This is a genomic window from Rhizobium sp. UFLA01-1127, assembly GCF_059803845.1.
Genome location: NZ_JAUQTZ010000032.1, coordinates 1 through 25,451 on the forward strand (window position 1 = coordinate 1; position 25,451 = coordinate 25,451).

Annotated in this window: 27 protein-coding genes, 1 tRNA gene and 1 pseudogene; 18 read left to right on the forward strand and 11 right to left on the reverse strand. The window is 56.2% G+C overall.

The genetic code is table 11. From position 1 onward, the window contains the following. From Q4Q11_RS10480 to Q4Q11_RS10490, 3 genes are all read right to left on the reverse strand, one after another. Positions 1-1,638 (reverse strand): valine--tRNA ligase (locus tag Q4Q11_RS10480; RefSeq protein ID WP_498569443.1); only part of this gene is annotated, 1,638 nt, incomplete at its 3' end. 122 nt (positions 1,639-1,760) lie between these two features. Continuing rightward, positions 1,761-2,669 carry a PopZ family protein gene (locus Q4Q11_RS10485; RefSeq protein WP_498569444.1) on the reverse strand — a complete coding sequence of 303 codons (909 nt, stop codon included), beginning with the start codon at positions 2,667-2,669 and terminating at the stop codon, positions 1,761-1,763. Positions 2,670-2,915: 246 nt separating this feature from the next. Next, complete coding sequence (locus Q4Q11_RS10490; protein ID WP_498569445.1) at positions 2,916-3,584, reverse strand: protein-L-isoaspartate O-methyltransferase family protein; 669 nt, start codon at positions 3,582-3,584, stop codon at positions 2,916-2,918. A gap of 463 nt (positions 3,585-4,047) precedes the next feature. Here Q4Q11_RS10490 and Q4Q11_RS10495 point away from each other — a divergent pair, with 463 nt between their 5' ends. From Q4Q11_RS10495 to Q4Q11_RS10510, 4 genes are all read left to right on the forward strand, one after another. After that, positions 4,048-4,476, forward strand: a complete 429-nt coding sequence (locus Q4Q11_RS10495; RefSeq protein ID WP_112507395.1) for a Rap1a/Tai family immunity protein — start codon at positions 4,048-4,050, stop codon at positions 4,474-4,476. 473 nt (positions 4,477-4,949) lie between these two features. After that, positions 4,950-5,023: transfer RNA gene (locus tag Q4Q11_RS10500), tRNA-Cys, on the forward strand. Between the two features lie 942 nt (positions 5,024-5,965). Further along, positions 5,966-7,066: a porin gene (locus Q4Q11_RS10505; protein ID WP_112507397.1), complete on the forward strand. Its 1,101-nt coding sequence runs from the start codon at positions 5,966-5,968 to the stop codon at positions 7,064-7,066. A gap of 209 nt (positions 7,067-7,275) precedes the next feature. Further along, positions 7,276-7,593, forward strand: coding sequence for a hypothetical protein (locus Q4Q11_RS10510; protein ID WP_498569446.1), 318 nt, complete (start codon positions 7,276-7,278; stop codon positions 7,591-7,593). 282 nt (positions 7,594-7,875) lie between these two features. On the opposite strand, the gene Q4Q11_RS10515 is transcribed toward Q4Q11_RS10510, so the two are convergent. Both Q4Q11_RS10515 and Q4Q11_RS10520 read right to left on the reverse strand, forming a co-directional pair. Then, positions 7,876-8,070 carry a hypothetical protein gene (locus tag Q4Q11_RS10515; RefSeq protein ID WP_113217651.1) on the reverse strand — a complete coding sequence of 65 codons (195 nt, stop codon included), beginning with the start codon at positions 8,068-8,070 and terminating at the stop codon, positions 7,876-7,878. Between the two features lie 310 nt (positions 8,071-8,380). Next, the gene (locus Q4Q11_RS10520; protein ID WP_112507403.1) at positions 8,381-8,800 is read right to left on the reverse strand and encodes a DoxX family protein; all 420 of its coding nucleotides are present in this window, start codon (positions 8,798-8,800) and stop codon (positions 8,381-8,383) included. Between the two features lie 454 nt (positions 8,801-9,254). Between Q4Q11_RS10520 and Q4Q11_RS10525 the strand changes: the two genes are divergently transcribed. From Q4Q11_RS10525 to Q4Q11_RS10565, 9 genes are all read left to right on the forward strand, one after another. Then, a complete protein-coding gene (locus Q4Q11_RS10525) occupies positions 9,255-10,454 on the forward strand; it encodes a tyrosine-type recombinase/integrase (protein ID WP_498569447.1) in 1,200 nt (399 codons plus the stop codon). Between the two features lie 269 nt (positions 10,455-10,723). Then, the gene (locus Q4Q11_RS10530; RefSeq protein ID WP_498569448.1) at positions 10,724-10,933 is read left to right on the forward strand and encodes a helix-turn-helix transcriptional regulator; all 210 of its coding nucleotides are present in this window, start codon (positions 10,724-10,726) and stop codon (positions 10,931-10,933) included. Next, the gene (locus tag Q4Q11_RS10535) at positions 10,930-11,385 is read left to right on the forward strand and encodes a hypothetical protein (protein ID WP_498569449.1); all 456 of its coding nucleotides are present in this window, start codon (positions 10,930-10,932) and stop codon (positions 11,383-11,385) included. The genes Q4Q11_RS10530 and Q4Q11_RS10535 overlap by 4 nt, the downstream gene beginning before the upstream one ends. 578 nt (positions 11,386-11,963) lie before the next feature. Continuing rightward, positions 11,964-12,392 carry a MerR family transcriptional regulator gene (locus Q4Q11_RS10540; RefSeq protein WP_498569450.1) on the forward strand — a complete coding sequence of 143 codons (429 nt, stop codon included), beginning with the start codon at positions 11,964-11,966 and terminating at the stop codon, positions 12,390-12,392. A 103-nt stretch (positions 12,393-12,495) separates the two neighbouring features. Beyond that, positions 12,496-12,762: a hypothetical protein gene (locus tag Q4Q11_RS10545; protein ID WP_498569451.1), complete on the forward strand. Its 267-nt coding sequence runs from the start codon at positions 12,496-12,498 to the stop codon at positions 12,760-12,762. Further along, positions 12,740-14,056 carry an AAA family ATPase gene (locus tag Q4Q11_RS10550; RefSeq protein ID WP_498569452.1) on the forward strand — a complete coding sequence of 439 codons (1,317 nt, stop codon included), beginning with the start codon at positions 12,740-12,742 and terminating at the stop codon, positions 14,054-14,056. Before Q4Q11_RS10545 ends, Q4Q11_RS10550 begins: the two co-directional genes overlap by 23 nt. Before the next feature lie 193 nt (positions 14,057-14,249). Beyond that, a complete protein-coding gene (locus Q4Q11_RS10555; protein ID WP_498569453.1) occupies positions 14,250-14,462 on the forward strand; it encodes a hypothetical protein in 213 nt (70 codons plus the stop codon). A gap of 83 nt (positions 14,463-14,545) precedes the next feature. Next, positions 14,546-15,694 carry a phage baseplate assembly protein gene (locus tag Q4Q11_RS10560; RefSeq protein WP_498569454.1) on the forward strand — a complete coding sequence of 383 codons (1,149 nt, stop codon included), beginning with the start codon at positions 14,546-14,548 and terminating at the stop codon, positions 15,692-15,694. A 121-nt stretch (positions 15,695-15,815) separates the two neighbouring features. Then, positions 15,816-17,927 (forward strand): phage tail tip lysozyme, encoded by a 2,112-nt coding sequence (locus tag Q4Q11_RS10565; protein WP_498569455.1) that lies wholly within the window; start codon positions 15,816-15,818, stop codon positions 17,925-17,927. Between the two features lie 281 nt (positions 17,928-18,208). Here Q4Q11_RS10565 and Q4Q11_RS10570 read toward each other — a convergent pair whose 3' ends face one another. The 3 genes from Q4Q11_RS10570 to Q4Q11_RS10580 form a co-directional block, all read right to left on the reverse strand. Then, positions 18,209-19,231, reverse strand: a complete 1,023-nt coding sequence (locus tag Q4Q11_RS10570; RefSeq protein WP_498569456.1) for a DUF2806 domain-containing protein — start codon at positions 19,229-19,231, stop codon at positions 18,209-18,211. A gap of 539 nt (positions 19,232-19,770) precedes the next feature. After that, positions 19,771-20,292, reverse strand: a complete 522-nt coding sequence (locus Q4Q11_RS10575; protein WP_498569457.1) for a GNAT family N-acetyltransferase — start codon at positions 20,290-20,292, stop codon at positions 19,771-19,773. 10 nt (positions 20,293-20,302) lie between these two features. After that, positions 20,303-20,494 (reverse strand): hypothetical protein, encoded by a 192-nt coding sequence (locus tag Q4Q11_RS10580; RefSeq protein WP_498569458.1) that lies wholly within the window; start codon positions 20,492-20,494, stop codon positions 20,303-20,305. 372 nt (positions 20,495-20,866) lie between these two features. Here Q4Q11_RS10580 and Q4Q11_RS10585 point away from each other — a divergent pair, with 372 nt between their 5' ends. The 3 genes from Q4Q11_RS10585 (at position 20,867) to Q4Q11_RS10595 (ending at position 22,223) form a co-directional block, all read left to right on the forward strand. After that, on the forward strand, positions 20,867-21,109 hold the full coding sequence (locus tag Q4Q11_RS10585) for a hypothetical protein (protein ID WP_498569459.1): 243 nt from the start codon (positions 20,867-20,869) through the stop codon (positions 21,107-21,109). Between the two features lie 320 nt (positions 21,110-21,429). Then, complete coding sequence (locus Q4Q11_RS10590; protein ID WP_498569460.1) at positions 21,430-21,618, forward strand: hypothetical protein; 189 nt, start codon at positions 21,430-21,432, stop codon at positions 21,616-21,618. A gap of 410 nt (positions 21,619-22,028) precedes the next feature. After that, positions 22,029-22,223, forward strand: a complete 195-nt coding sequence (locus tag Q4Q11_RS10595; protein ID WP_498569461.1) for a YodC family protein — start codon at positions 22,029-22,031, stop codon at positions 22,221-22,223. A 344-nt stretch (positions 22,224-22,567) separates the two neighbouring features. Here the strand turns inward: Q4Q11_RS10595 and Q4Q11_RS10600 are convergent. Next, positions 22,568-23,102: pseudogene (locus Q4Q11_RS10600) on the reverse strand (IS66 family transposase); the annotation flags it as partial. Positions 23,103-23,353: 251 nt separating this feature from the next. Further along, a complete protein-coding gene (locus Q4Q11_RS10605) occupies positions 23,354-24,121 on the reverse strand; it encodes an eCIS core domain-containing protein (protein ID WP_498569462.1) in 768 nt (255 codons plus the stop codon). Between the two features lie 369 nt (positions 24,122-24,490). Between Q4Q11_RS10605 and Q4Q11_RS10610 the strand changes: the two genes are divergently transcribed. After that, positions 24,491-24,730: a hypothetical protein gene (locus tag Q4Q11_RS10610; RefSeq protein ID WP_498569463.1), complete on the forward strand. Its 240-nt coding sequence runs from the start codon at positions 24,491-24,493 to the stop codon at positions 24,728-24,730. Here Q4Q11_RS10610 and Q4Q11_RS10615 read toward each other — a convergent pair. After that, positions 24,682-25,056: an HNH endonuclease gene (locus Q4Q11_RS10615; protein ID WP_498569464.1), complete on the reverse strand. Its 375-nt coding sequence runs from the start codon at positions 25,054-25,056 to the stop codon at positions 24,682-24,684. The genes Q4Q11_RS10610 and Q4Q11_RS10615 overlap by 49 nt on opposite strands. A gap of 128 nt (positions 25,057-25,184) precedes the next feature. On the opposite strand from Q4Q11_RS10615, the gene Q4Q11_RS10620 reads away from it, so the two are divergent. Beyond that, positions 25,185-25,427 carry a hypothetical protein gene (locus tag Q4Q11_RS10620; RefSeq protein WP_498569465.1) on the forward strand — a complete coding sequence of 81 codons (243 nt, stop codon included), beginning with the start codon at positions 25,185-25,187 and terminating at the stop codon, positions 25,425-25,427. Positions 25,428-25,451 lie beyond the last annotated feature (24 nt).

The window sequence follows — 25,451 nt, forward strand, 5'->3', positions numbered from 1 at the left end:
GAAGCCGGTGACGAGGACGTTCGTCGGATAGTAGCGCGCGAGTTCCGGCGTCTCATCCGGCCAGCCGAGTGTCGAGAACGGCCAGAGCGCCGACGAGAACCATGTGTCGAGCACATCTTCGTCGCGCGTCAGGATTTCGCCCGGCTTGAAGTTCTCCAGCAGGTCCTCGACATAGGCCTTCATCGGTCCTTCATGCGAAAGGTAATGCTGGATCGCGGCCTGCAGCGCCTCTTCCTCGGTCTTTTCGACGAAGACCTGGCCATCCGGCCCGTACCAGGCCGGAATCTGATGGCCCCACCAGAGCTGACGGGAAACGCACCAAGGCTGGATGTTTTCCATCCAGTCGTAATAGGTCTTGTCCCAGCTCTTCGGAACGAGCTTCGTGCGGCCTTCGCGGACGGAGGCGATCGCCGGTTCGGCGAGCGTCTTGGCGTCGACATACCATTGCTCCGTCAGGCGCGGCTCGATCGGCACACCGCCACGGTCGCCATGCGGAACCATGTGCTTGTGCGGCTCGATCTTGTCGAGCAGGTCCGATTCTTCGAAAATGCGGACGATGATCTTGCGCGCCTCGAAGCGATCCTTGCCTTCCAGCTCATCCCAGGCGCCGTGCAGGGCGGCAGGATGATCGAGGCCTTCGAGGAAATCCTCGTTCTCCTTGATGCTGATGGAAGCATCGGCGTTCATAACGTTGATGGCACGCAGTCCTGCCCGCTTACCGACCTCGAAGTCGTTGAAATCGTGCGCCGGCGTAATCTTCACCGCGCCGGTGCCGGCGGTCGGATCAGCGTAGGAATCGGCAACAATCGGAATCCTGCGGCCGACAATCGGCAGAATGACATGCTTGCCGACAATCCCCTGATAGCGCTCGTCCTCCGGATTGACTGCAATGCCGGTATCGCCCAGCATCGTCTCCGGGCGTGTCGTCGCGACAACAATATAGTCGCGCGTCTCGAATTCGGTGGCCTTGCCCTGCTCATCGAAGGCGATCGGATACTGATAGGTAACGCCCGGCTCCAGCGGATAGCGCAGGTACCAGAGATTGCCGTTGACCTCGTGCTGTTCGACTTCGATGTCCGAAATCGCGGTCAGCATCTTCGGGTCCCAGTTGACCAGCCGCTTGTCGCGATAGATCAGGCCTTCCTTGTAAAGCGTGACGAAGACTTCGAGAACGGCCTTCGACAGGCCCTCGTCCATGGTGAAACGCTCGCGCGACCAGTCGCAGGATGCGCCGAGGCGCTTGAGCTGATTGAAGATCAGCCCGCCCGATTCGGCCTTCCACTCCCAGACCTTCTCGATGAAGGCTTCGCGGCCCATCGTGTGGCGATCCGGCTGCTGCCGTTCGGCGAGCCGGCGTTCCACGACCATCTGCGTGGCGATGCCGGCATGGTCCATACCGGGCTGCCAGAGAACGTCCTTGCCGCGCATGCGCTCGAACCGCACCATGATGTCCTGCAGCGTGTTGTTCAGCGCATGCCCCATGTGCAGCGAACCGGTCACGTTCGGCGGCGGAATGACGATGGTGAAGGTCTCGGCGCCCGGCTTGGCGTTCGCACCGGCACGAAAGGCGTCGGCCTCATCCCATTTTTGGGCGATCTTCGGTTCGACGGTGGCGGAATCATATGTTTTGTCGAGCATTTTATGACCGGATCTAGAGAATTGGATGATGCGGGTTGTAAATAGGATGGCTGGGGGCAAGTCAATAAAAAAGCCGCCCCGGAGCCCGGAGCGGCGGATCGGTTACCCGAAGCTCAGGCGTGTCAGCGTCGCTGTCCGCGGGCCACGCGCTCGATTTCCTCGCGCACGAGGCGCTCGACAAGCGTCGGCAGATTGTCGTCGAGCCATTCCTGCAGCATGGGCCGCAGCATCTCCTGTGCCAGCTCATCGAAAGAACGACGCGGGCCGCCATCGACGATGGCGGCGAGCTCTTCGAACGAGCGGGTAACCTGCGCGCCGGCAGCCTCTGACATCAGCGGCGATGCAGACACGGCCTGGGACGGCGGCAGGGGCGTTTCCATTTCCATCGCGACCGATGCGGGCGCGATGGATGCGGGCCGCTCGGACGTCTGGAAAATCGGCGCCTCCAGCGACATGGCTGGCTGAGACGCTACGGCAGCCGCTATCGGTTTCAATTCATCCATCTCATGTTCGACGCTGTTGTCGGTTGCATCGCCCACGGATGGTAAAGCGACGGGCGCAACATCGCTGATCGCGTTTCGCAGCGGCACATCGACGGCGGGCCTGACATCGGCTTCAGCGACGTGGGCCTCGGCAAGGCGGGCAGCGATGGCAGGCGGCAGCTCACGCGGCTGCTGCGGCTCACGACCGGCATTGAGCAACGCCGCAGCGTTACGCTCGGAAGCAGCACGGACACGCGCGGCAACATCGGCCAGCGAGAGGCCGCGACCGGCGCCTTCCTGCTCGGCAGCAGGCACTTGCGAGTTTGCAGCGACGAAACGGGGATCCTGCTCTGCGGCTCGAGCGCGATCGGCGGCTGCGAACTCTTCATCGACGGTCAGCTGGATATCGTGGTTCGGTGCGTCGGCAGCGGCAAAATGCGCCGGAGACATGGGCTTTGCACCTACGGGCTCGTTGCTTTCAATGATCCTGCGGATCGAGGCAAGGATCTCTTCCATGGACGGTTCACGCACTACATTTGGCTGAGCCATATTCATCCCCGTTTTCCCATATTCAGCGACCGGAAACCCGCCAATGCGGCACCCGAATCAGCGCACCCTAGATGACTGCCCGCGGGAAAAAAATCACCTGGAAAGCACTAAACCCGGTGATGCACAGTTTTGTTACGATCGCGACGAATCGCTCTGCTGAGCCCGATTCTGCCACAGGCGGCGACAATAAAAAACAGGCGCCCGAAGACGCCTGCCATAAGCCTCAATCTTGGACCGTTCAGGAAATCAGAATACGAATTCCTTGGCCTTGGCAAAGCCCGGAAGCGGCTTGATCGACGCGTTAAAGAAGACGTTTTCAGAGAAGGCGCCGCGTTCGCGCATGAAAACGGTTGCGCGGGCGGCATGACCATAGCCGATGACCGTGATCAGGCGCCCGTCTTCGCCGAGCTGATCCAGCAGACCCTGCGGCAACTGCTCGATCGAGCCGTCGATGAAGATAACGTCATAGGGACCGTTGCCGGCATTGCCCTTCTCGAGATCGCCGGTGACGACGGTAACATTGTCATAGCCGAGCGCCGCGACATTGGCCTTGGTCTTGGCGGCAAGATCCTCATCGCTGTCGAGCGCGATAACCCTATCGGCAAGACGCGACAGGATGGCGGACGCATATCCGGTGCCGCAGCCGACATCGAGAACCTTGTCCTGCTTGGTGATGGCTCCAAGCTGCAGGAGCTTTGCAAGCGGCGATGCTTCCATCAGGAAGCGCGCCGGCTTGCCGGCTGCTGCCGGAGCGATCTCGATATCGTTGTCGATATAGGCCAGGAGCTTCGACTTTTCCGGCACGAAATTCTCGCGCGGCACCGTCAAAAAGGCATTCAACACGGAATGGGAGGTGACATCCGTCGTCCGGATCTGGTTCTCGACCATCTTCACGCGCGCTGCTTCGAAATCCATCTTATCCTCTTGCGCCCTTCATTGCCCAAACCAGACCCAAACGGACCGGCTCTACTTTCTGTTACGCGTTTCTTAATCGCCTGACGCCGCGCTTTCAAGGCATTGCGGCAACAGGCACTGAGATTCATGAACGGCCGTCGCAGAGGAACAACAATCGACATCTTCAAATGCGGGTCGCAGCTTTCGGACGCGCCCCTCCGGGACGACGTGGTACAAATCTGCAATGTCTCAAATCGAAAGACCCATTAGCAAAATGTTAACTTCACAGGACCACGCTTCAAAACGTTGGACCGCCTGAGTGTGGTGACCGATCGACCTTCCGGCCCGAGGCCCTTCGGGTTACGATCAAATTTGGATAGAAGGTGGCTGGGATGCCTGTCTCTCTCGTTCTTTTCGTCGCAACTTCGCTGCCGCTGGTGGTCTTTCTGGCTGCCAGTCTTTCGTCGATGATGTAGGTTTTCGAATGAGGCTTTCGCTCTCCGCCGCAGCGCTTCTCCTTCTCCTGCCCCAAGCTGCGCTGAGCGAGGAAGAGTCGCAGGAGAAGGCGCCGCCGGTCATAGGGCATGTCGTCACGGGCAAGCAGCTCGACGAATGGTGCGAGGAAGACCGCTCGCTTGCTTCTGCCTACATACAGGGCATTCTCGACGAGGCGCAGCGAACGAAGAACCTGACCATCCGAGCCACGAAGCAGACTCCGAAAAACTCTTCCCGCTACGAGCGCTATCTCCAGCAATTCGTCGGCGCCTTCTGTCTGCCGCCCGATCTCAGCAACACCAAAGCGACGGCAATCGCCTGCAGGTGGATGGCGGAGCATTCGTGGCAGCTTGAAAGGCCGGCCAGCTCGCTGATCGCGCGCTCCTACAAGTTCGCCTTTCCCTGCCTTGAGGAATAGGTATTTGCCCGCTCGCGACGGGACGAGCAAGTCACCGAACGCCAAGCCTCGCCTGCGGGTTCCCATATCCCATCGCCCGATGCGGACCCATCCCTTCTCATTCCCGTTGACAAATACTAAGCACGACTTACAATTAGCGTGCTGAATTTGATTGACCTCTAGTCCAGCACAAGGCGGCCCGGTTTTTTCCCTAGACTGGACCGCCTTTACTTTTTGGGACGCCAAATTCATCTCAGTTCAGTTCAATCCATAGCAGCGAAGGCTCCAAGTCCGATCCGGCGTCAAGCGGCAAGGCCATGACAGGCCGGTTCCGGTTTCCCCGACCATGCTTTTCGACTGATATTGTCGAGGCGCCGATTTGCCGCGACGTATCCGTCACGGTGAAAAAAGGACAGAATTCAGAATGAACCCTCTTGCGGTTTTCTTTGGATCATTCTAAATCCGCGCCACCACAACGCAAATTGCTTTCGGATGGCCTCGTGGCGGAGTGGTTACGCAGAGGACTGCAAATCCTTGCACCCCGGTTCGATTCCGGGCGAGGCCTCCATCCTTCTTCATCATCGATATAGTCATTTGATCTTGCTGTTGGTTTTTTCAGGCTTGGCAGCATGGGCATGGAGCGTTTCGCCACGCCAAAATAAAGTATGGCAGTCCGTTCGCCTTTCGGGCTTCCATCCCCTGCCGGTGCTCAGAGGCACGATTAATGTCCGGCAGCGTGCCATTGATCTAATGGCTCGATTATTCAACGAATCAGGATTTGAAAATGCGGCCCTCGCCACAGCCGATGCGGCTGCCAGCCCATTCAGGTAGCTTATAGAAACCTACGGTAGATGGTAGTTTTAGTACCACCGGTTTGTACGCCACCCACGAACCGGACAGTGCCGCGTCCGACGAAACTACGCCCCCAGTAATGTCGTCGGACGCACCTCCGCAAGACCGATCCGATAACGGCACTGTAGCAAAGCGACCGAAGCGTTCCTTTCTCTCTATGAAGGAATACGCATCTGTCGCCGATATCCCTTCCCGAGAACGGAATATAGATCCGGGAGCGAAAGCCGGTTTTGTTTGCCGGCTTCGCTATTGGCACAACCGTTGACTGATCACGGGCTGCAATCATCTCAGACGGCGAGCTGCGGCTCCTTTCCTTCCCCCTCACTCAGGCCGCGCCATTCGTCGCGGCAGCCCGAAACATGGAAGACGCAACCGTTTTTCGCATCGGCACAGCAAAGGCTTCTTAACGAAACCTAAATGAGCTTCGACCGCGCCACCTCGCGAATTGCGTCATTTTTGCAACAACGCCCGTTTTCAAGTAGCGCGCATATAGTTCGTCACTCTTAGTATCTTGCCAAATCAGTGAAGCAGGTTCAGGAAATAGTTCGCGAAGCTTATTACTTCGCACCTACTGATAGGGAACATGAACGGGATGGGGTTGGGCACGTCGACTTTCGGCGCGTTATCTCATGCCCAATCAAGAAAGATTGGAGTTATTATGAACATCAAGAGCCTTCTTCTTGGCTCCGCTGCTGCGCTCGCAGCAGTATCCGGTGCTCACGCGGCCGACGCCATCGTTGCTGCTGAGCCGGAGCCGCTGGAATACGTCCGTATCTGCGACGCGTACGGTGCAGGCTACTTCTTCATCCCGGGTACCGAAACCTGCCTCAAGATCGGCGGCAAGGTTCGTACCGAAGGTGAGTGGTACGACGCTTACAACCGCGACAGCCATCGGGGCACGCTGTGGCACACCCGTGCTGAGCTGAACATCGACACCGCGACTGACACCGAATACGGTCCGCTGAAGACTGAAACCATCGTTCGTTGGGACTGGCAGGAAGGCAATGCTACCGGCACCAACCTGCTGTGGTCCTATATCAGCCTCGGTGGCTTCACCGTCGGTAAGAAGGACTCGCAGTACAACCTGTACATGGGTTACGCCGGCGACGTCATCAACGACGACGTGATCTATGACGGTCCGTACGAACTCAACCAGTTGACCTACGAATATGACGCCGGCAACGGCTTCTCGGCGGTCATCTCGCTCGAAGACAGCAACTCCGCTTCGGATTCCACGACCTACAACGGCGCATGGGTACAGTCTGAAGCCAACCACTACGCTCCGAACGTCGTAGCCGGTGCCGGCTTCAAGTCTGGCGCATGGGGCTTCAAGGTCGTCGGCGGTTACGACTCGATCGTCGAAGAAGGCGCCATCAAGGCCCGCATCGATGCCGACTTCGGCGCGTTCACGGCCTTCTTGATGGGCGGCTGGAACACTGATGGTTCCAAGCTCAACCAGTATGCCGGTTCGAACCAGGACATCTCCGCTTGCACGGCGCCGAACGGCACCGTCAATGGCGCGAAATGCGGCTGGGGCGACTGGGCCGTTTGGGGCGGCGTTGGCGTTCCGGTCAACGACAAGCTGAAGTGGAACCTGCAGCTTGCCTACTCCGACTCGAAGATCTTCGAAGCAACGACGAACCTGAAGTTCAACCCGGTCAAGAACCTCCTGGTCGAGCCGGAACTGACTTACGTTCACTACGACTATGCCAACGACGATACCATTTCGGGTATCCTGCGCTTCGAACGCAACTTCTAACCTGATCAGATTTGACCTCCGATCAGAGAAAGAAGGGGTCCGGCTTTCCCTGCCGGACCCCTTTTTTTTCGGCAATTCCTGAAATCATAAGTCCCTCCGGCGATCGCCGCGGGTATCGCAAGGCTCGCCAATCAACCGGAGGGGAACCTTGTCGCGATGCTGACGTTTACCAATGAAAAGGGACATGGCTGACAACAGGAGTTACTTCCTTGAAACATCTTGCTTCCATCGCGTTGACTGCCGCCCTAGCCGTGGGTGCGGTGATATCCGCCACCCTGCCCGCCGCGTCTGCATCATTTGCCAATCCGCCGTCGGCGGGAGCCTCAAACATCATTCTCGTACAGGAGCATGGAACGCGCAGATATCCGAACGATGACCGTGGCCGCTATTGGCTCGACCGCCATCATAATCGCGACCACTGGCGCGAGCGCCGCTGGGAGCGCCGTCACTGGGATAATGGATGGCGGGACGATCGCCGTTACCATCACCGCCATCATGGTGGTGTCATGTTCGAAATCCGGCCCTGAGCTCGCAGATCGCGCCGTCTCGCCAATGCGGCGAAACCTTGCGCAGACATTGAGACATAAATACCCAGGACAGAATGAAGGCCGCTACCGAAAACATCGGCAGCGGCCGCTCTGTCCTGAAAGGAACCCTGCGCCGGGTTTCGCACCTGAAAACCGCTGCGCACATTTCCTGGAAATGCGCTAGAGCGGTTCAGTTTTTCACGGAATCTCTGAACCGCTCTATCTCCTTGTTTTCGCGCAATTCCGGACGGAAAACCGCTGCGCACTTTTCCTGGAATTGCTCTAACGGCAGACGCGCACCCTGCGAACGACCCAGCGGCCATGAACCCTGTGCTTCACCTTCTTCATATAGCAATGGTGATAGTGCCGATGATGATGGCGGTAATGATGATGATGCATCGGCGCGGCCTGGGAGGGCGCGCTGACGGCAAAGACCGATGCCAGCGCTATTGCGGAAGCAAGAATCACGTTTTTCATGTTCAACCTCTAAAAGCATTGGGGGACTATGCTGCGCGGAGTGCGCATCTATGTTCATGCGCCGCATCATATTAACGACACATGAACATGTTCTCACATTCACAAGAACAACCCTGCCTTGAACCGGTTTTTCTTAGATCGCGGCATTCGTACCCGCGAAAACCGCTATTGGCAGATGGCCGCAAATCACCGACCTGTTCCCACTTGCATCGCTCCTTAGCCCGCTACCGTTTGAACGCCGCAGTGGATCACGCAGTGCAAGATGTTGTTATTGCGCTGCAAAAAGCCTTACGGCGTGCGCCGCTGATTTTCAGCGGACCGCGGTGCGAAAGGGCAGAAGATGGCGAATGCGCTCGTCGCGAAGATAGAGACCGCCCCAGGCCATGATACCAAGAACCAAACTGATAAGTTGTGGCGGAGAGCCGAGTTCTCCGAGGCGAAAATGGGTGCAGATCGCGCCGCCAAAAAAGCCTGTTATCAGGATGGCGCCGAGTACGGCGGTGCGCGGAACGGCGTAAAAAATCACACAGACCAGAAGGATCAGCCCCAGTGGAAAGGTCAGGCTGGCCGGAAATCCGGTTTCCTGTATCTGCGCAGCCACCATCGCTGGCGAAAACAAATTCACGGCGGCATCGACTGCAAGTACGAGCACCACGATCGACGAGATCACCCACCCCACCCAGAAGATGCGGCGGGTATTTGCATTCTTCGCTGCCGTTTCCTCCAACATCCAGAAATCCCCCTGCTCCTAGATTTGCGCCATATCCTCATCCGGATACGAGCGCGGGCGATCCTGCCATGACTTCAAAGAGCATACAATGAGCGCTCAGCGCCTGCCGCGACAAGGACGCGAAAGGAGAGACAACGAAATCGTCGGCTCAAGGCGGATGCAATAAAACTGCAAAACTGCGCTGCTACAGATTCCAAGCTGAGGAATGCCCCGCAGCAGCCAGAAGGCATTGGCCGCAGAATGACAAACGGCTGTCGCTGCGCGTCTTGACGCTGCAATATCTATAGAAGAAGAGTGGCTCCCCGGGCCGGAATTTCGACCATAATTCTACCGTCCATGACGGCAACCAATATTTCCATAAGCCCTTGATTTTCAATATCAGCCTTGTCCATAGTATCTTTATCGTCTAATACAACCACCAACCCTTAAGTGGGGAAAAAGTGGGGAAAAAACGATGGGGATTCACACTAGGAACGCGTTGACGGTAAAAGCCATCAACGCCAGCAAAGCAAAAAAGCTTCGCGATGGTGGCGGCCTCTGGTTGGTGACTAAAGGGACAGGACGATATTGGGTACTCGACTATCGCCTTAACGGCAAGCGCCGCGAAATGGGTCTCGGCCCACTCCACACTGTAGGCCTCGCCGAAGCCCGACAGCGGGCCGAGGATGCGCGTTCCTTAGTCAGGCAAGGCATCGATCCAATTGCGTCCAGGCAAGCTGCGGAAATCAGCGGACCGCGCGCAAAGACCTTTGGCGAATACGCGGATGATTATATCGACGCGGCAGTGAAGGCAGGCCGCTGGCGCGGCGCGAAGACTGAGGCGCGGTGGCGAAACCTTTTGGAAAATCATGCCGCATCGCTTCGTGTGAAAGTTCTCACCGACATCGGCGTTCCAGATGTGCTCGCCGCAATCAATCCAATATGGGGTGAAAAGCAAGAAACAGCTGAGAAGCTACGCGAAGCCATCGAGCGCGTGCTTGATGCCGCAAAGGTCGAGGGGCACCGAACTGGTGACAATCCGGCCGCCTGGAAAGGAAATCTGGAGCACATTCTTCATAAGCCAAACGAACTGACCAGCAGAAATCATCATGCAGCGATGCCCTACGTTGAGGTTCCGGCTTTCATGGCCAAGCTTTCGAAAGTGACCGGCGTATCTGCTCGCGCGCTCGAGCTCGTGATCTTGACCGCCGTCAGAAGTGGCGAAGGGCGAGGCACTGAACGTACCGAAATCGACGTGTCCGAAAAGATGTGGACAATTCCGGCTGTTCGAACCAAGCCCGGTAAGACACACCGCGTCCCTTTATCAAAGCAGGCTGTGGCACTGTTAAAGGTCATGGAGGCCCAGAGCACCGATAAGCTTGTGTTCCCGGGAGCTAAGGAAAACACCCCACTGTCAGATGCATCTTTGGCAAAAGCGCTGAAGGCCGCCGGTGGCGACGGGTTCACAGTCCACGGCTTTCGCAGTTCGTTTCGAGACTGGGCGACGGAAATTGCGCACGCCCCTCGTGAAATCGCGGAAGCCGCCCTGGCGCATGCCGTTGGCGATACCGTTGAGCGCTCATACGCACGGTCGGACGCATTGGAGAGGCGCCGGAAGCTGATGCAGGCATGGGCCAACTACATCCTGCCTCCCAGGAAAAAGGTTGACAAATAAGTTAAAATATACTATAGGGATGGCGCTCTAATTGTGGTGGTTAGAGCGTTCGCGGGCAATGCCTGTATGAGGGCCGAAAAGATTCGGCTCGACTCCTTTGGGGTTCAGTCGCAGCCGCAAGCTGCCGGTAGCGTTCCCGCGGAACGTGGCGTTATAGGCGTCGTTCAACTTCAACCCGGCCATGGCGCGCCGGTCACCGAACCTTCTCAAAATCAATCCCATCAAGTCGACGCCCGGATTCTGTCCGCGCGTCGCGCAAGAGGAGCACCATGAAGCCCGCCAATGACAATTCCCCTACCCTCATCAGCCTGAACGAGGCCTGCCGTCTGACGTCGATGTCTCGCACGATGATCAATAAGTATCGATCCAAAGGCCGGTTTCCCGTCGCCGTGGATCTAGGTGACCGACGCGTGGCCTTTGTCCGGTCAGAAGTCACCGCCTGGATACAGACAAAGATTTCGGCAAGGGCCACCGCATGAACAGCCAGGTGGCCAAGAATCTGCGCCAAGCGCTGCCGGACGCGGAACACGGCTCGCTTGATAATCTCGCCGCGAAAGCAGCGGCGAAGTGGGCAAGCGCACCGAATGTTGCCATTGACGGCATCCTTGACGAGCTCGATTTGCTGGACATTGCACAGCGCGCCCTGGTGGCCGGCGAGACTTTGGAGGAAATTGGGGCCAGCGGTCCCTATGGAACCACGGCACAGCGCCGCGCCTGGGCCACAGGCAAGCTTTCTGCCGCGGCGTATGCCGTTGTCCTATCCGTGAAGCTTCTCGCACGTCAGCGGGCAGATATGGCGAAAATCGTCGAACTGGAGCGCAAGTTATCCCATGCAGCTGCCGAGATCCGGGCGGCGAAGCGATATGGCGGGATTGTCGTGCCGTTCCGAGAAAGAAGAAGGCCGGGAGTGGATTGGGACGCGGCGGCCTAAAATATCCCCATTGAAAACATTGATCTTCTCGGAATGCCGTTCATGAAAACCGGCTTAGGGTAGGAAAAACGCGATTTCGTAGAGAGTGGGATGAAGGGGTTGCTCAACGTTGTTTTGCGCAACACGGCTGAGCGGCCCCAATCCACTCCGTGCGCTACGCGGCGGATCCATCGTCTGCCTTTTCGTGCTGCATTCTGGCGTGCGTTTACAAGAGCCAAACGCGACGCGCCTTCAAGTTTGCAACGGTTGAGAAACCTGCTTTTGCTTGCATTGAAAACGCCTCACTTTTCGCTTTGACGTTAATAAAACCCGTTCGATGGTGCACTTTTGGACGCCTCGGAGGGTGTATGTATATAAGGCACCGCAAAGTTTGTGGCCGTCTTCTGCATTTTTCAGCCTCCCTCTTGGGATTTTTATTCGCTGCTGGTGCAGTGACACCTGCCTCCAATCAGCAGCCTCCCTATCCGGTCGGGTTCCTCCTCCCCGATCGTTGATCACCGCCCCGCGCGCCGGCCCAGGCTGCGCGGGGCGTTCGTTTTACCCGCCCGAGATTTCGGCAATCATAAGAAAGATGAAATATGACTCTGCCTTCTTTTTGGCGGCAGCCGTCGTTTTCCGTCGCCGAGACCGCCGAATTGGTCGGCGTGTCAGAGGTGACGCTTAGGACGTGGCTGACGCGTGCACCACTTGGCAACTTCATGGGAACGAAGACCGCAAACCGGATCTTTTTCGAAGGACGCGAGATCTTTTATTACCTCTTGGTCCGCCACCTATCGAGCTATGGCGTCCCTATCAGAACGGCGATCCACGCGGCCGCCCTGCATGCTACCGACAATCTCCCACTAGATAAGTGGCTCGTCGTGAAAACTGCTGACGGCGTGACAGACTTCCAACTGACCGAAGATATTCCACTCACAGTCACGCCGGCCCTCGTCATTCCCCTCCGCGCCTTGGCTCTAGACCTCATTGAGCGCGCCGCTGCGGTGTACGCGACGGAAGGCGTGTGACGGGGCCGCCGGATGCCGTTGTGCATACCGTACGATACGACATCACCCATCAGTGACACCAACCAGCCTGGCTCCCGAAGCCGGCTGTTATTGAAAGGAAAAAATGCAAATCCTCGATTTCAAGCTCATCGACGAACGGAGCGGAGGCCATCAGGCCGTCGCCTGTTTCGATCTCGAGCTGACAGACGAAGTGAGGCTTTATGGCCTGCGACTTCTAAGAATGCGTGATGGCCGATTGCTAACCTTCGCTCCGCAGTCCGGCTATCGCCGCGTCGCCACCTTCGCGGCGCCATTGGCCGCACACATCACCAAACTGGCAACCGACCAACTCGAGGCAATGACCGCCGATGGCGACCGACGAGCAGCCTAGTTTCGCTACAGGGGACCGCACACGACACCGCGCCTTCGGCATGGGGAGGGTTGTCTCGATTTCCGATGATCGTGCACTCATCAGATTTGATGATGGCGAATTCCGCACAGTTGCCAATCAATACCTCAAGGAGCCACCCAAACTGGAGTCGGCGAACGACAATAGGGCTGCGACGTCATCGGCATCGCGCTTCACTCCAAGTTCTCCGCCGGCACAGGCGGAAGATCGGTTGCCGTCCTTCATCAATCCAGCTGAATGGCACGGCAAGCCGGTGCCGTCGCGCGAATGGTACGCTGAAGAGCTGATCCCCATGCGTCAAGTCACTATCGTAAATGGCGATGGCGGCGTGGGCAAATCCCTTCTGACGCTACAAATCGCTGCCGCTGGCGCCATGGCAGTCGACACCTTGCAAATGAAGCCTTGTCCAGGTCGCACGCTTTACGTCGGCGCTGAGGATGAGGCGGAAGAGTTTCACCGTCGCCTACTGGACATCGCAAAGTCGCACGGCCGCACTCTAGCCGATCTCGCGGACTTTCGCCTGTTACCCCTCGCCGACCGGGATGCGCTGCTTTCCGTTCCGGATCGGAACGGCAACATGCAGGCAACGCCCCTACTCGGGCAGATCGCCGAATTCGCCGGAGAGTTTCGACCTCGCCTCGTCGTTCTAGATACTGCCGCGGATCTCTTCGGCGGCGACGAGATCAAGCGCGGCCAGGTCCGACAGTTCATCGCCCTGCTGCGCAAGTTAGCAATCGAGCTCGATTGTGCAGTTGTTCTGCTCGCGCATCCGTCCGTCGCCGGTATGATGAGCGGCAGCGGATCCTCCGGCTCTACCGCGTGGAACAACTCGGTCAGATCACGGCTCTATCTCACTCGCCCCGAAGCCAAAGATGCCGATTCAGACCTGCGTATTCTGAAAACCATGAAGGCAAATTACGGCACGACGGGTGGCGAAATACGGCTGCGCTGGAAGGATGGTGCGTTCGTTCTCGACGATGGGAAGCCTCAGCTGGGATCACAGCTTCTGGCGGCAAAGGCCGAAAGAGTGTTCAAGGATGTGCTGTCTCTATTCAACCGCACTGGCCAGAACGTCAGCGACGTCACTGGCACCAGCTATGCCCCCGCGAAGATGGCGAAGCACCCTGCCGCCGAGGGCATGTCGAAGAAGGCGCTAGCGGATGCGATGCAGCGCCTCATTGATTCAGGCGATGTGCGGATCGTTATGGAGGGACCACCGTCCAGACAACGAAAGCGACTGATCCTGGCGTCCGAAGATTTCGGCCCTAAGGGCTGAACGCCGAACCTTTCGGGGATTTCCACCGGCCCTTCCACCGCGCTTCCAGCGACCTTCCACCGCCTTCCACCGAGGGTAGCCACCACCCCCCTTATACCCCCCGTGCGGTGGAAGCACCGCTGGCCGGTGGAAGCCGGCCGCTCCCTACCCACCGCTTATCGAAACGCAATCGAGGAGAAGATTGGATGAAAATATGTTCGCACTCCCCGCCCCTTACTCCGCCACCCGCCACACCGTCATCGTCCGCGGCGATAAGACAATCATAGAATGGCAGCCGTGCCGGGTCATCGGCATCGATGCCAGTGGTGATGAACCACAATATATCGTCGAGATCCGTAGCAAGGATGGTTCGTTCTGCATCGACAAGGCCGACGTGATCCGCAAGCCTGCGCCCTCGGCTGCCTAACACCACCAGCACCCAAAACCAATCAATGAAAAACAGCATCGATCCTGCCCGAAGGCCGGATCGAGCGCTCACGGAGTACAAACTTGCCCAAAATTGAAGAGACGTGCGAGGTCACGATCAACGGAAAGACCTTCCGTGATTGGGACTCGGTGACGGCGACTGCGAGCAGCAATCCGGTTGTGCGCATGGTTACGATAAGTGTGACAGAGAAGGTCGGCGCCAACGGTGCGGTCGGACAATCCCTGCAGATCAAGCCAGGGGATGCTGCCACCGTGAAGCTTGCCGGCCAGCTTTTTGCGTCTGGTCACATTCATGAGCGGCAGGTTGCTTACGACGCCAACAATCATTCGGTACGCGTGACGTTTGCATCGCAAGTACAGCGGGCGGTCAGACAGTCAATCCCTCTCAAGGATGGCGAGTTCAAGAATTACAGCTTTCAGGCCATTGCCAACAAGGTGCTGGCGCCGGTAGGTGTAGCTCTGAAAGCGCTCAGCCCGCCCGCGGGATGGGACAAGCCTTTCAAGTATGTGAATATCGAGCCGGACGAAACGCCATTCAGCCTTTTGTCCAGGCTGTCGAAATATCGCGGCATTTGGCTTCGCGATGATAAGAATGGCAATCTGGTCGCACAAGGCAGTGCCGATAAACAGCCGACCGCCGAATTCGTCGAGGGACGGAATATTCTGGCTGCGAGCTGTCTCGCTGAGAATCCACCAGACACGAATATCGCCGTTATTGGGCAGCAGCGTGGAACCGATAATAACACGCCGGCTCAGAACCGCGGCGCTTATTCCGGGAAAGCCGATGCTAAGGGATCGAACTTCAGTACTTATAAGAGGATGCAGGCCGATATTCCTGCCGACAGCGATGACCTGAAACAAGCAGCTGGTAATAGCTTGCTGCTTTCTCTGAGCCGGCAGGTCACCGTTCGTATCGTATATCAGGGCTGGTTGCTATCAACCGGCAGTTTGCCCGAGGTGTTCGACTTCATATCGATCGACTCCCCAATGCTGATGCTGAAAACCTCGGATCTGCAGATCGCCGAAGTGACCTTCACTCAGGATCAGGCCGGAACGCGCACCACGCTCATTGCTCAACACTGGCTTACGTCACCCGGAAGCGTCGAAGGCTCAGCTCCTGAGCAGACCGACGCGCAAAAGGCGACGTCCACTCCGGTTACCCCAACGCCTCCAACGACCGATGGCCCGAAGGGGCAGGAAGTCATCTTTTAGCGCACACGCGAGACTTTCATGACAATTGCACGCGGAAGCATAAAGTCCGTCAAGGACGGCAGCCGACCAATAGCAGGCGGCCTCTCGGCCGCCCTTTCCCAACATATCGAGAGCACATGCAATGGCTGAACCTTTAGTTCTTGAAGCCGCCGTCGTTGACAAGTTCAGCAAGCCGCTGAAAGACCTTGTGAACCGTATGAAGGATGTAAAAGCCCCAGACGGAATGAAACAGGTCGGTAAGCAGCTGGAGAGCATCCGGAAGGGGGCCGAGGGCGTAAGCAAGGCTGTCACGAACGGCTTTGGCGGCTTGACCACCGGCCTTGGTCTTGGTGCCATTAGCACCGGCGCATTGTCCGCAGCTGGGGCGCTGGCTGCGGTCGGCGCGGCCGTTCGATCGTTCGCTGATAATGCTGTGCACATGAGAAAGTTCAGCAATGCGACCAGCATTTCGATCGCAAAGTTGAAGGAAATGCAGCAAGTGGCGTCCGGCTTCGGGATTGATCCAGGTAGCATCGAAGCCGGGATGTCTTTTTCGGCACAGAACGCCGATGCAATGCGCCTTCGCCAAGGCAGCTACGGCGCCATCGCCGGCCTTCGTGGCGGACGTGGTATTGCCGAGGATCTCGCGAATACCAAATCCAATGATGAGGTCTTTGAAAAGGAAGTGGCCTACATTGCGAAGCAGAAAACGGCGCAACAGCGGCGGGTTCTATCGCAACTTTTCTTCGGTACAGACGAGTTTGCCGAGCTTGGCGCAAACGGCATAGAAGAGCTAAAGAGGCGCCGTGCTGAGGCGCGCAAGAATGTTCAGGTTCCTTCGGACGCTGATGTGCAGAAGGCGCGTGATTTTCAGGATGCCATTTCGCATCTGAGTGCCACATTCGAGAATTTGAAGAACTCGGTCGGCGGCGAATTAGCGCCCGACATCACGGCGGCGGCTGACGCCTTCAAGGAATTTGCAAGTTCCCATGTTGGCGACGTGAAGGCTTTCTTTCATGACGTCGTAACGACAGTCGAAGGCTTTGATTGGGCCGGAACCGCCAAGAATTTTCATGACCTGTTTGATGATATCAAAAGCATCGCCGATTGGGCGAGCGGCACCGCCAAGGCGAATGCCACAGAGAAGCGCGACGATGCCACTGACGGTCAATATTATAAGGTAAAGCCATCATCCTGGCTTCCAAGCTGGCTTTCCAATCTCAGCCCGATTCAAAAGGGCGGCCCGCTAGATCGGGCAATTCAAAGCACTGCCCCTAAGTCGGATCAGCCGACTCGAGATCCCTCGCTCGTTCGTGGGCGCAATGGTCTTTATCATCCGACAGCCTATGCTCCAGGCATGCAAGCCGCCCTCATTGGGGCGTCTGCGGCTCGGAACAATGAGACGATCGCAACCCTTGCCAAGGGCGTCGAGCTCGGCATGATTGCGTTCACGCAAAGCTATCTTGGCGGCGATGCCGAAACGGGCAAGGGCGGCACAGATGGTATCCGGAACGCATCGTGGGGCGGCGGTCGTAGAGCCGTATTTGGTGGCGGCGGAACCGGTGGTCAGATAAGCGCTGAAAGTATCCGGGCAGTTCACGCCAGCGGCAGCCTAGCCAAGAACCAGAGGGAGGCATATGCCGCACTGATCGCAGGTGGCCTAAGCCCTGAAGCTGCGCGGGCATCCGTCGCAAATTTCAGCGGAGAAGCCCTTAGCAAGCCGGGAGATGTGCATTGGGACGGCAAGCACTATGCGCACGGTATCGCGCAATGGGATGACGTCAGATCTCAGCGTATCAAGGACCAGTTTGGCAGATTCCCTCAGCAGATGAGCGTGACGGATCAGGTAAAGGCATACCTGTGGGAAGCGAAAAAGTATTATGCGAATGTCTGGAAGAAGCTGAACAGCGACGACTCTTCCGAGAGTATGGTGGACACGCTCGTTCGCAAATACGAGATTCCCGGCAACCCGAACAAGGCGATATCACAGCGCCTCGCATTCCTGCATGGGTTGCCGGATTTCAAGTCAGCCGCGCAGATGGCTCAGGATAATCAACAGCCCAAGCGCAAATCTGCATCGAAAGAAGCAGCAAAAGCCGGCCTGCAAGGGAGCGGATGGCAGAGTGTCAAGCCGCCGACCGGCCGTCTCGACGTCATCGTCACGAGCAAAGATCAGCCCGTCAGCGTCAAGGCAAGTGACAGCGATATCTTCCAAAGCTTGAAGATTAACCGAGGAAACAAAGTGTCGATCTGACCACGGCCACTCGTCACCATTTTTTGGCGAGTGGCAAACCTCCTCCGGCGGTGTCGCAACCGAACCCCCCCAAAAAAGTGGCGGGTCCTTCCCGCCAAAACCATCCACCGGTATCGCGCCACCGCATGCTTTCGCTAGGCACAGATATTTTATTGGGGGGGGCCATCATGTTTCCGCTCCAGCGCAACGGAGCGTTGAGACAATGGCCATAACGGTGAAAATCGCACTCGAAGGAAGGTTGGCTGGATCTGCGATCCAACGCCTGCACATTCTGCCAGACATCAAGCAAAAACCTGCATTGGAATTCCGACTAAACTGCCGTTGGGCATCATTCGGAAGCAAAGAACTTCCCCATCCGGCAATACGGACTTCATGCTCGCGACAAGTTTCTTAAAGACATCAAGTTCATTGACGGGCAAAATTGTAGATAACGCCCAACCTACGTCCGTGAGAACGTAGCATTGGAGAGCAGGCGTTCCATTGTGATCTGCGAGCGGGCCATCATTCATATAGACGACGGAGGAGCCCTTCTTAAACGCAATTGCAAAAACTCCAACCTGCAATAGCCATATCGGATCCCCGGAGTTCAATGTCCCCTCGACAAACGGGCTTATATGGCCAGTAATGCCGGGATCGACGATCAACCCCGCTGCGACCAATGTCGCTTTCTCTTCGAACGTCAATTCTCCAATAAGCGACTTAGCGAGTACTTTGGCTTTAACTCGAAAAGCAGCAACCCTTTCAAATAGCTGTGCTGTAGAGCTATCTAGTTCATCCGTCACTCGTAGCACCTTGGTGCCAAAAGTACCCGGTTTACGGATTTCCGCCGAAAGAACACGCCCCCATCTTTGCCGAAGATCCTCCGTTGATGCACCTTCGGCATATTGCTCGAATCGATGCATGAACTCGTCACCGATCGTCGATGGCCCCGACTCGGCATCATTGTCTGAAGGCGGATTCAGACGCAAGTCTTCCAGCGCTTCGGCAACTACAGCATCTTTGTTGATTTGTTTCTGCGCTATCTTTTTAAAGTGATTTTCCAGTGTACGGTTAGCGAATTCATCGTCAGCGCTTATCCGTTCAAGCGCGTACTTCGCAGTGGCTTCGATCAGTTGGCGCTCGCCTTCTGTCTTCGTACGACGGCGAATTGTGACGCCCTCCAGCCAAGCATTTCCTAGGTCCGCAATATTTCCTATGAGGCGATCGACGGCGGCTACAGCCCGGCTTTTCGCCGCTGCTTTCACGCCCGTTTCAGTCAGCTCGGCAGAAATCGAGGTTTCATTGCTCAAATGGTCTTCGGACATATTCCTCTCCTAAAAGTAGCAAGAGCATTATGCCGGATTCGATTCATTGCAACTGCTGGCCTTTGCGGGGACAAAATATCTTCGTAGCTAAGCTTTTCCACAGCCGAAACAGACTGCTGATCGTCTGACCACCAGTCGTCCTAAGCCGAAAATTCGCCCTGTACCGAACGCATAAGAAGCCCCGTCCGTTTTCCGATGCTCGAATCCCTAAAAGTCGAGAGCGGACGATTGCGAGCTTTGCCACTCTGGAGGCTCAACACAGCCCGCGGCGTTCAATGAACCCATCGCCCGTTTCCCGACTCGATACGACTTATCTGGGCGGGCAGCGCTGTGCAGGTGTCACCGCACGCATGTGCACGGATAATGCACGGATAATTAAGTGCGCATCCGGGCGGTATCAAAAGTTGTAAACGTAAATGAAAGTGGTTGTATTTGACAAACAAAAAAGCCGCTCGACGAGCACGCGAGCGGCCACGATATAGAAACAAAAAAGGCGGCCTGTTGGCCGCCTTCAGTTACGCAAACCTGCTACAAAGAGATCAGACCTTCAGTAGGTCGAGATAAAGGACTGGCTGCTCCAGTGCCCTGTTGCTTGGTGTATCCAGCAACGTAAAGCCAACTCTCTCATAGAATTTTACTGCGGACTGCTTGGAATCCACGACAACGAACCTACATCCGACATGTGGCATTATCGCGCTTTTTACGAGGCCGACTGAAAACGATACGAGCTCTTCGCCGATGCGCTTTCCACGATAACGTTTATCAACGGCCAATCTTGCAATTTTAACTGCCGGGAATGTTTTGTGCTCGAAATGACCGTCGTTTTCCAAGAGATCAGTCGGTGTCTCCGTGAGGATTTCGCCGCAAATAAGGGTTACATAGGCGATTATTTTTCCACTATTGAGGAAAACGCCATAAGTTCTGGCAAAGCTATATTCTTGATAAATCTTAGCTTTTTTCTGAAGGAATGTCTTGAGCGGCTGAAATTCAACGTCGCCAAGAGAAAGCCCGGTGACACGATCACCGGGCTCTATCAAGCGTAGTTCTGTTTCCTCATCCATTGGGCGCTTACTACTTCGCTGGCGCCTTAATGGTAAGCTTCACTTTGCCGGTGGACTGGAATTCGTTGAATAATTCTTTACCACGCGCTACAGTGTCGTGAGCGCTGGCTTTTGGCTTGCCATACGTCACTTGGTTTTTAAACTTTTTGGCGTCGGTCTCAGTGAGCTTCACCTGACCGAAGGCGCTGGAGATAACTGCCATTACGCGATCCTTTCTGTCGGTGTTAGTGGCGATTGTTATGGTACATATAGTTTATTGACGAACACTTAGCAACGTGATACGAACCTAACCGTTCGGTTCGTATCACGCAAAGCCGTTTTTGGTGTAAAATTTATTACCCATACTAATCAACTGGTTAACACCAGACATCACGATAAGTTCCGAAAATTCCCTTTAAGAGCTGCCAAAATACGATTGATTCTGGCTACGCCGCTCTCACGAACATAGCCGTCTCTCGCCTGACTGGGTCCCTCCCCTCGCGCTCAACGAGCACGCCCTCTTTCAACAGAGCCCTTGCAACCGAGAAGGAGCATTCCCACCTCGAATCCGTCTGTAACAGTCGAGGAGACTTCAATGATTCCGAATGCCACGCTGTCCATCAAGGACAAGGGTTCGTCGATGCCAGTCAGTGCGGCGCTCGCGACGGGTGGCTACCTGCTTCGCGGCCATAATTTATATCTTGGAGATGCCTCTGGCGCCCAGTACGTTGAGCTTTCGGGCGATTTTGCAAAGACGCCGATAAGAGTGCTCATTCAGCGTTGCACGCAGAACGGTGAGGCGCTTGCTATCCCATACATGCCGGTGAGGCGGATTTGATAAACCCTTCTCGGCGCGGCTTCCAGCTTATCTGCATTTTCCGATCGTGCTGAGCGACGAGAACTCTTCGGTCTGTTTGCTCATTCTTCAAAATCCTGACCGCCGCCGGCCGCGGCGATCGCGCTTGGGTTTGTAGGCCTCGTGGTCAGTTGGCCGCTCGCATATTCACTCGCGGCGTGCTTTCAATTGCTGCTCGAAATGCTAGCTGGGGTAGTTTAATGTTGCTCGGTTCGACCGTCTTGCCTTTCACCAACTCTTGCGCGAATGCTTCATGCCGGGCGGTTTTCAGCACTGGAATAGATCAACCTTGGGAGACGGCTTTGGATGACGATGAAGATCTGATGGAATCAATCAAAAAGCACGCAGCAAGAGCACACGAGGCAAAGCCAGCCACGTTTGATGTCTGGGGACTTGCCCTGCAATTGCAGTCCTTTTACCCGCACCGCTCAAAAGAAGATATCGCCGAGAAGATCAGAGATGTCTTCCGGTCCGAAGGTCTTTTCTATTGAGAGCGACCCTCGATCAATAATGCCCCTGTTCGCTTTACCAGGATTGGCAATGATGATCTCCGGCTCGTAAGAACTGGATATGAGGGAGGTCTGTCTCCCCAAAGCGACGGCGGTTGGCATTGGTGGCTACGCTCGTCGAGTGGCCGGTTCGCAGGTTCCGCTGGCTCGCTTACAGGAGCTGAGAGTTCGTTAAATACGATTATCCGTGCCATAGAAAGCGGCGAAGATCCAACGATCTGTACGTTGCGATACCGAGGAACTTCCACGCCATAGCGGGAGCGGACGGCCTGGTGGTGGCTGCCCAGCCTTACGCCAGTGAGTTGCGGGAATAACGGGGATAACTCAACCTCCCCATTGCGACTCAGAGGAGATCGTAATGTGCTGTTATTGCAACCCAGAAAGGAGCAATAATGGCCGAAAACATCGCAAACGGGGACGTCGTTCAGCTTAAGTCTGGCGGTCCTAAAATGACCGTCAATATCGTCGCAAAATATGATTACGAGGACTACGAAAGTGCCAACTGCGACTGGTTCGTGGCCGACAAAGCGCCATGGAAAAAAGAAAGCGGCATCTTCCCGCTACATTCGCTAAAGAAGGTCGAATAAACATTCATGGAGGGCCGCTTGAAGTACTGGGTCGATATCTATCCGCCAAATGTCTCAGAGCCTCGCAGCCCCTTGAAAAGGAGAGCCGAATTCTGGGCCAGCAGCTCTTTAGAAGCTGCTGAGATGGCTCACGAGGGTAGACAGCTCAGCTCTAACGGCCCGAATGGAATGCTCGCCGCGATCGTCAGGACTGACGGGATTCCGAACCGCACCGAGTCGTTCTTCTTCACAACCTATGAATGATATGCATGCGCCGTCCACCACCCATCGATTTATCAGTTGCAGCAGCCTGATAGTCCTGCGGGAGGGCCGGATGTGAGCTCACCCGATAGTATCTGACGAGCTCATTGTGAGGCCTTGATGCGAGCGGCATAGGCCCATGGCATCAGATCGTCGATATCTTTGGCGAGGTGGCCGTTTGCGAGGCGGGTGAAGAGGTCGCACAGGATAGTCGCAAGGCTCAACGCCGTTCATTTTACAAGTGCCGATTAGGCTGGCAAACCGGGCCCAACTGCGGCCCCCTTCATCGTGGCCCGCAAAGAGCGCATTGCGGCGGTTCATGGCCGGTCGGCGGATCGCGTTTTCCACCAGGTTGGAGTCGATATCGACGTGACCGTCGTTCAGGAACTGCCGGAAGCCGTCCTGCCGCGTTAGCATATAGGCCAGGGCTTTTCCGAGATCGGACTTGCGTGAGACGCGCTTGGCTTGCGCTGCCAGCCAGGTGAAGAACACGTCCACCAGCGGGAGGGCCAGGTCCTGTCGAACTGCCCGGCGATGTTCGGGATCTGAGCCCCGGATACTGGCTTCGATCTTGTAGAGCGCGGCGATCCGCACTAGCGCCTCGTCGACGATGGGCGATCCACTCTTTGGCGTGCCTTCAAACGCCGTCACTCGGCTCAAGAATATGGACGCTGCCTGTGTGGGCATCGCAGAACGATGGGATAAAATCTCCCCGCCGAGCAACGCAGTTCTGTGAAATTTCTCGGGACGGAACAGTCAGGAACGAACCCCAATCTGTCGCCGCGCTCCAACAATCTCAGACCGCGCACTGTCGGAAGCGCGTAACGCGGAATCAAAAAAGCCCGAGGCGTTTTCACTCTTCGGGTACATGCAGTAGGTGATAAAGTTGATCATGGGCCTATTTGGCCAGTCATGGGCCCTTGGGGTGTGAAAATCTGACAAAAATTCCCCAATGGCTGTATCGGACCAGGCCCAAAACGACCCAAAGGAGTGTAGCAGAACGCGCCGACCTGCTGTGCAGGAAACGGTTGCGGACCTGGGTTGGGGAAACCTCCATGCGCCTGGGCCCAAGCCCAGTAACCATTTCCTTTGGCATATGCTGGATTCTCAACAGAGTTGTAGTCTCGCGCGTACTGGATTGCGAAGCTATGAACTCCCCAATCGCGATATTGATCGACGTGGGTCAATTCATGGGCCCATGTTGAAGGATTTGCGGCTTCGCTGGGGCCTCGGAAAACGACAACATCGATAAGTGTAACAGCATCGGCATACCCCCCTTGCTCAAGCATGTGCGCAAGGTTCAAAAAGCCGCCATCTCCCACCTTGTAGCGAACTCTGTTCATCGAGTCTTCAGATGCATAGCCGGTCAGCATTTGCCGAATATTAGGTGGTATCGGCATAGACCCATTTATAGCGGTATTGTGGGATGCAATAATCCACTGCTCGAGCGGCACTCCACCGAGCTGTGCCTGTATCTCTTTTTTGGCATGCTCTGCCGCGTTGCCAATATCTCCGCCGACTTCAGGTAAACATACGCATGCTATATGTAATGGGTCGCATTTTTCATATTGCCCGCTTGGGCATGCGTAAGAATAGGAGACGGAGAAGCAAAATAAAAGTAAGCCAATATACACTGCTTCACTCTTAAAATAAGGCATCTCAACCTCCAAATCTACGCTTTGGTAGAGAAGGACTACAATCCTTATCAATACATATTGCAAGTAGATTCATAAAAATTCAGAATAAAACCTTGAGAAGATTTCATCCCCTCACCTTTTCGAATAAGGCCTTCACAAAACTACAATCAAATAGCGGCGGACCATCGGTGAATCTGCCACGTCCGGTCATCATCTGGTGTTCGAATTCCCGATACGAAGGATCGACTGCGTCAAAACTGTTCGGCTCGGTCAAAGAACCACCGCCGGCGTTCGCTTCGTCATGATGTCTTTCCTCACCTGCCATATCGATCCTTGTAACATCCCTCCCTCCCCCCAGAGTTCTCGTTCCCTCACACGAAGGAGGTTGCCATGACCGACGAACTAAGTGCCGGATTCACGGGGACACCCGCGGAACCACTAACGGGCGCGCGGAAAGTTGTAAGGGACGCGACGGACGCCATCATGCATGAGAGCACCGCCGTCGCGGCGGGCGCTGCTGAGCATCCACATACGGCGACCGGGATCGTCCTAGCGATCGGCACCCTTGCCTTTGCGATTGGCTATGTGCTCGGGCGCGACGCGGGGTCTAATGATTCTCGCTGGTGGTAACGAGACTGGCGGGGTGCGCCAGCCGCCGGCTGCGGCGCGAAACATCTTGCGAACTCGCTGATCTCGCCCCGCTTGAGAGAGCGGTAGGTCAACCAGTCCACCTCGCCGCGACCGTCATTACAAGTCTTGCATGCCATAGCCAGGTTGTCGGGGTGGTTAGATCCTCCATCCGCGCGGCGCTGCAGGTGCTCGACTGTGGCAGCGTCAGGCCTCTGCTGGTCACGCCAGCGATATGAAAGGATGACATGCCGGTCGCAATAGCAGCATTTTCCATCCTGCTTGGCAAACAGTGTCAACAAGTAGCGTCGTTTCAAAGCTGTCTTCATTTCGCGACGGTAACATACATCGACGAAAAAACCGCCGGCTGGTGAGACCGGCGGCGCGCACTGATGGACTGATATGGCGACCTCGTAGCGCTAGCCAACCAACTCCCAACGATGTAGATCTTCACACCATGGCGCTAGACCCACTCAAAGTTCTTTCAGATTATGCTGAGGCGGATTGCACCGTGCAATTCTGGATTGCCGGCGCTCCCGCAGTTGAATTCAAGTCTCTAAGGGCCGCCGTCAAATACGCGAAAGATCTTGGTGGGCGATGGCAGGAGATCGAAATCACGGTGCATTTGCCCCGTGAGGACATCGTTTATGCAACCGAAAAGGTGCACCGACTGATCGATGCATTGCAAGATCGCGACTAGGATTAGCTCCAATCATCGCCGACA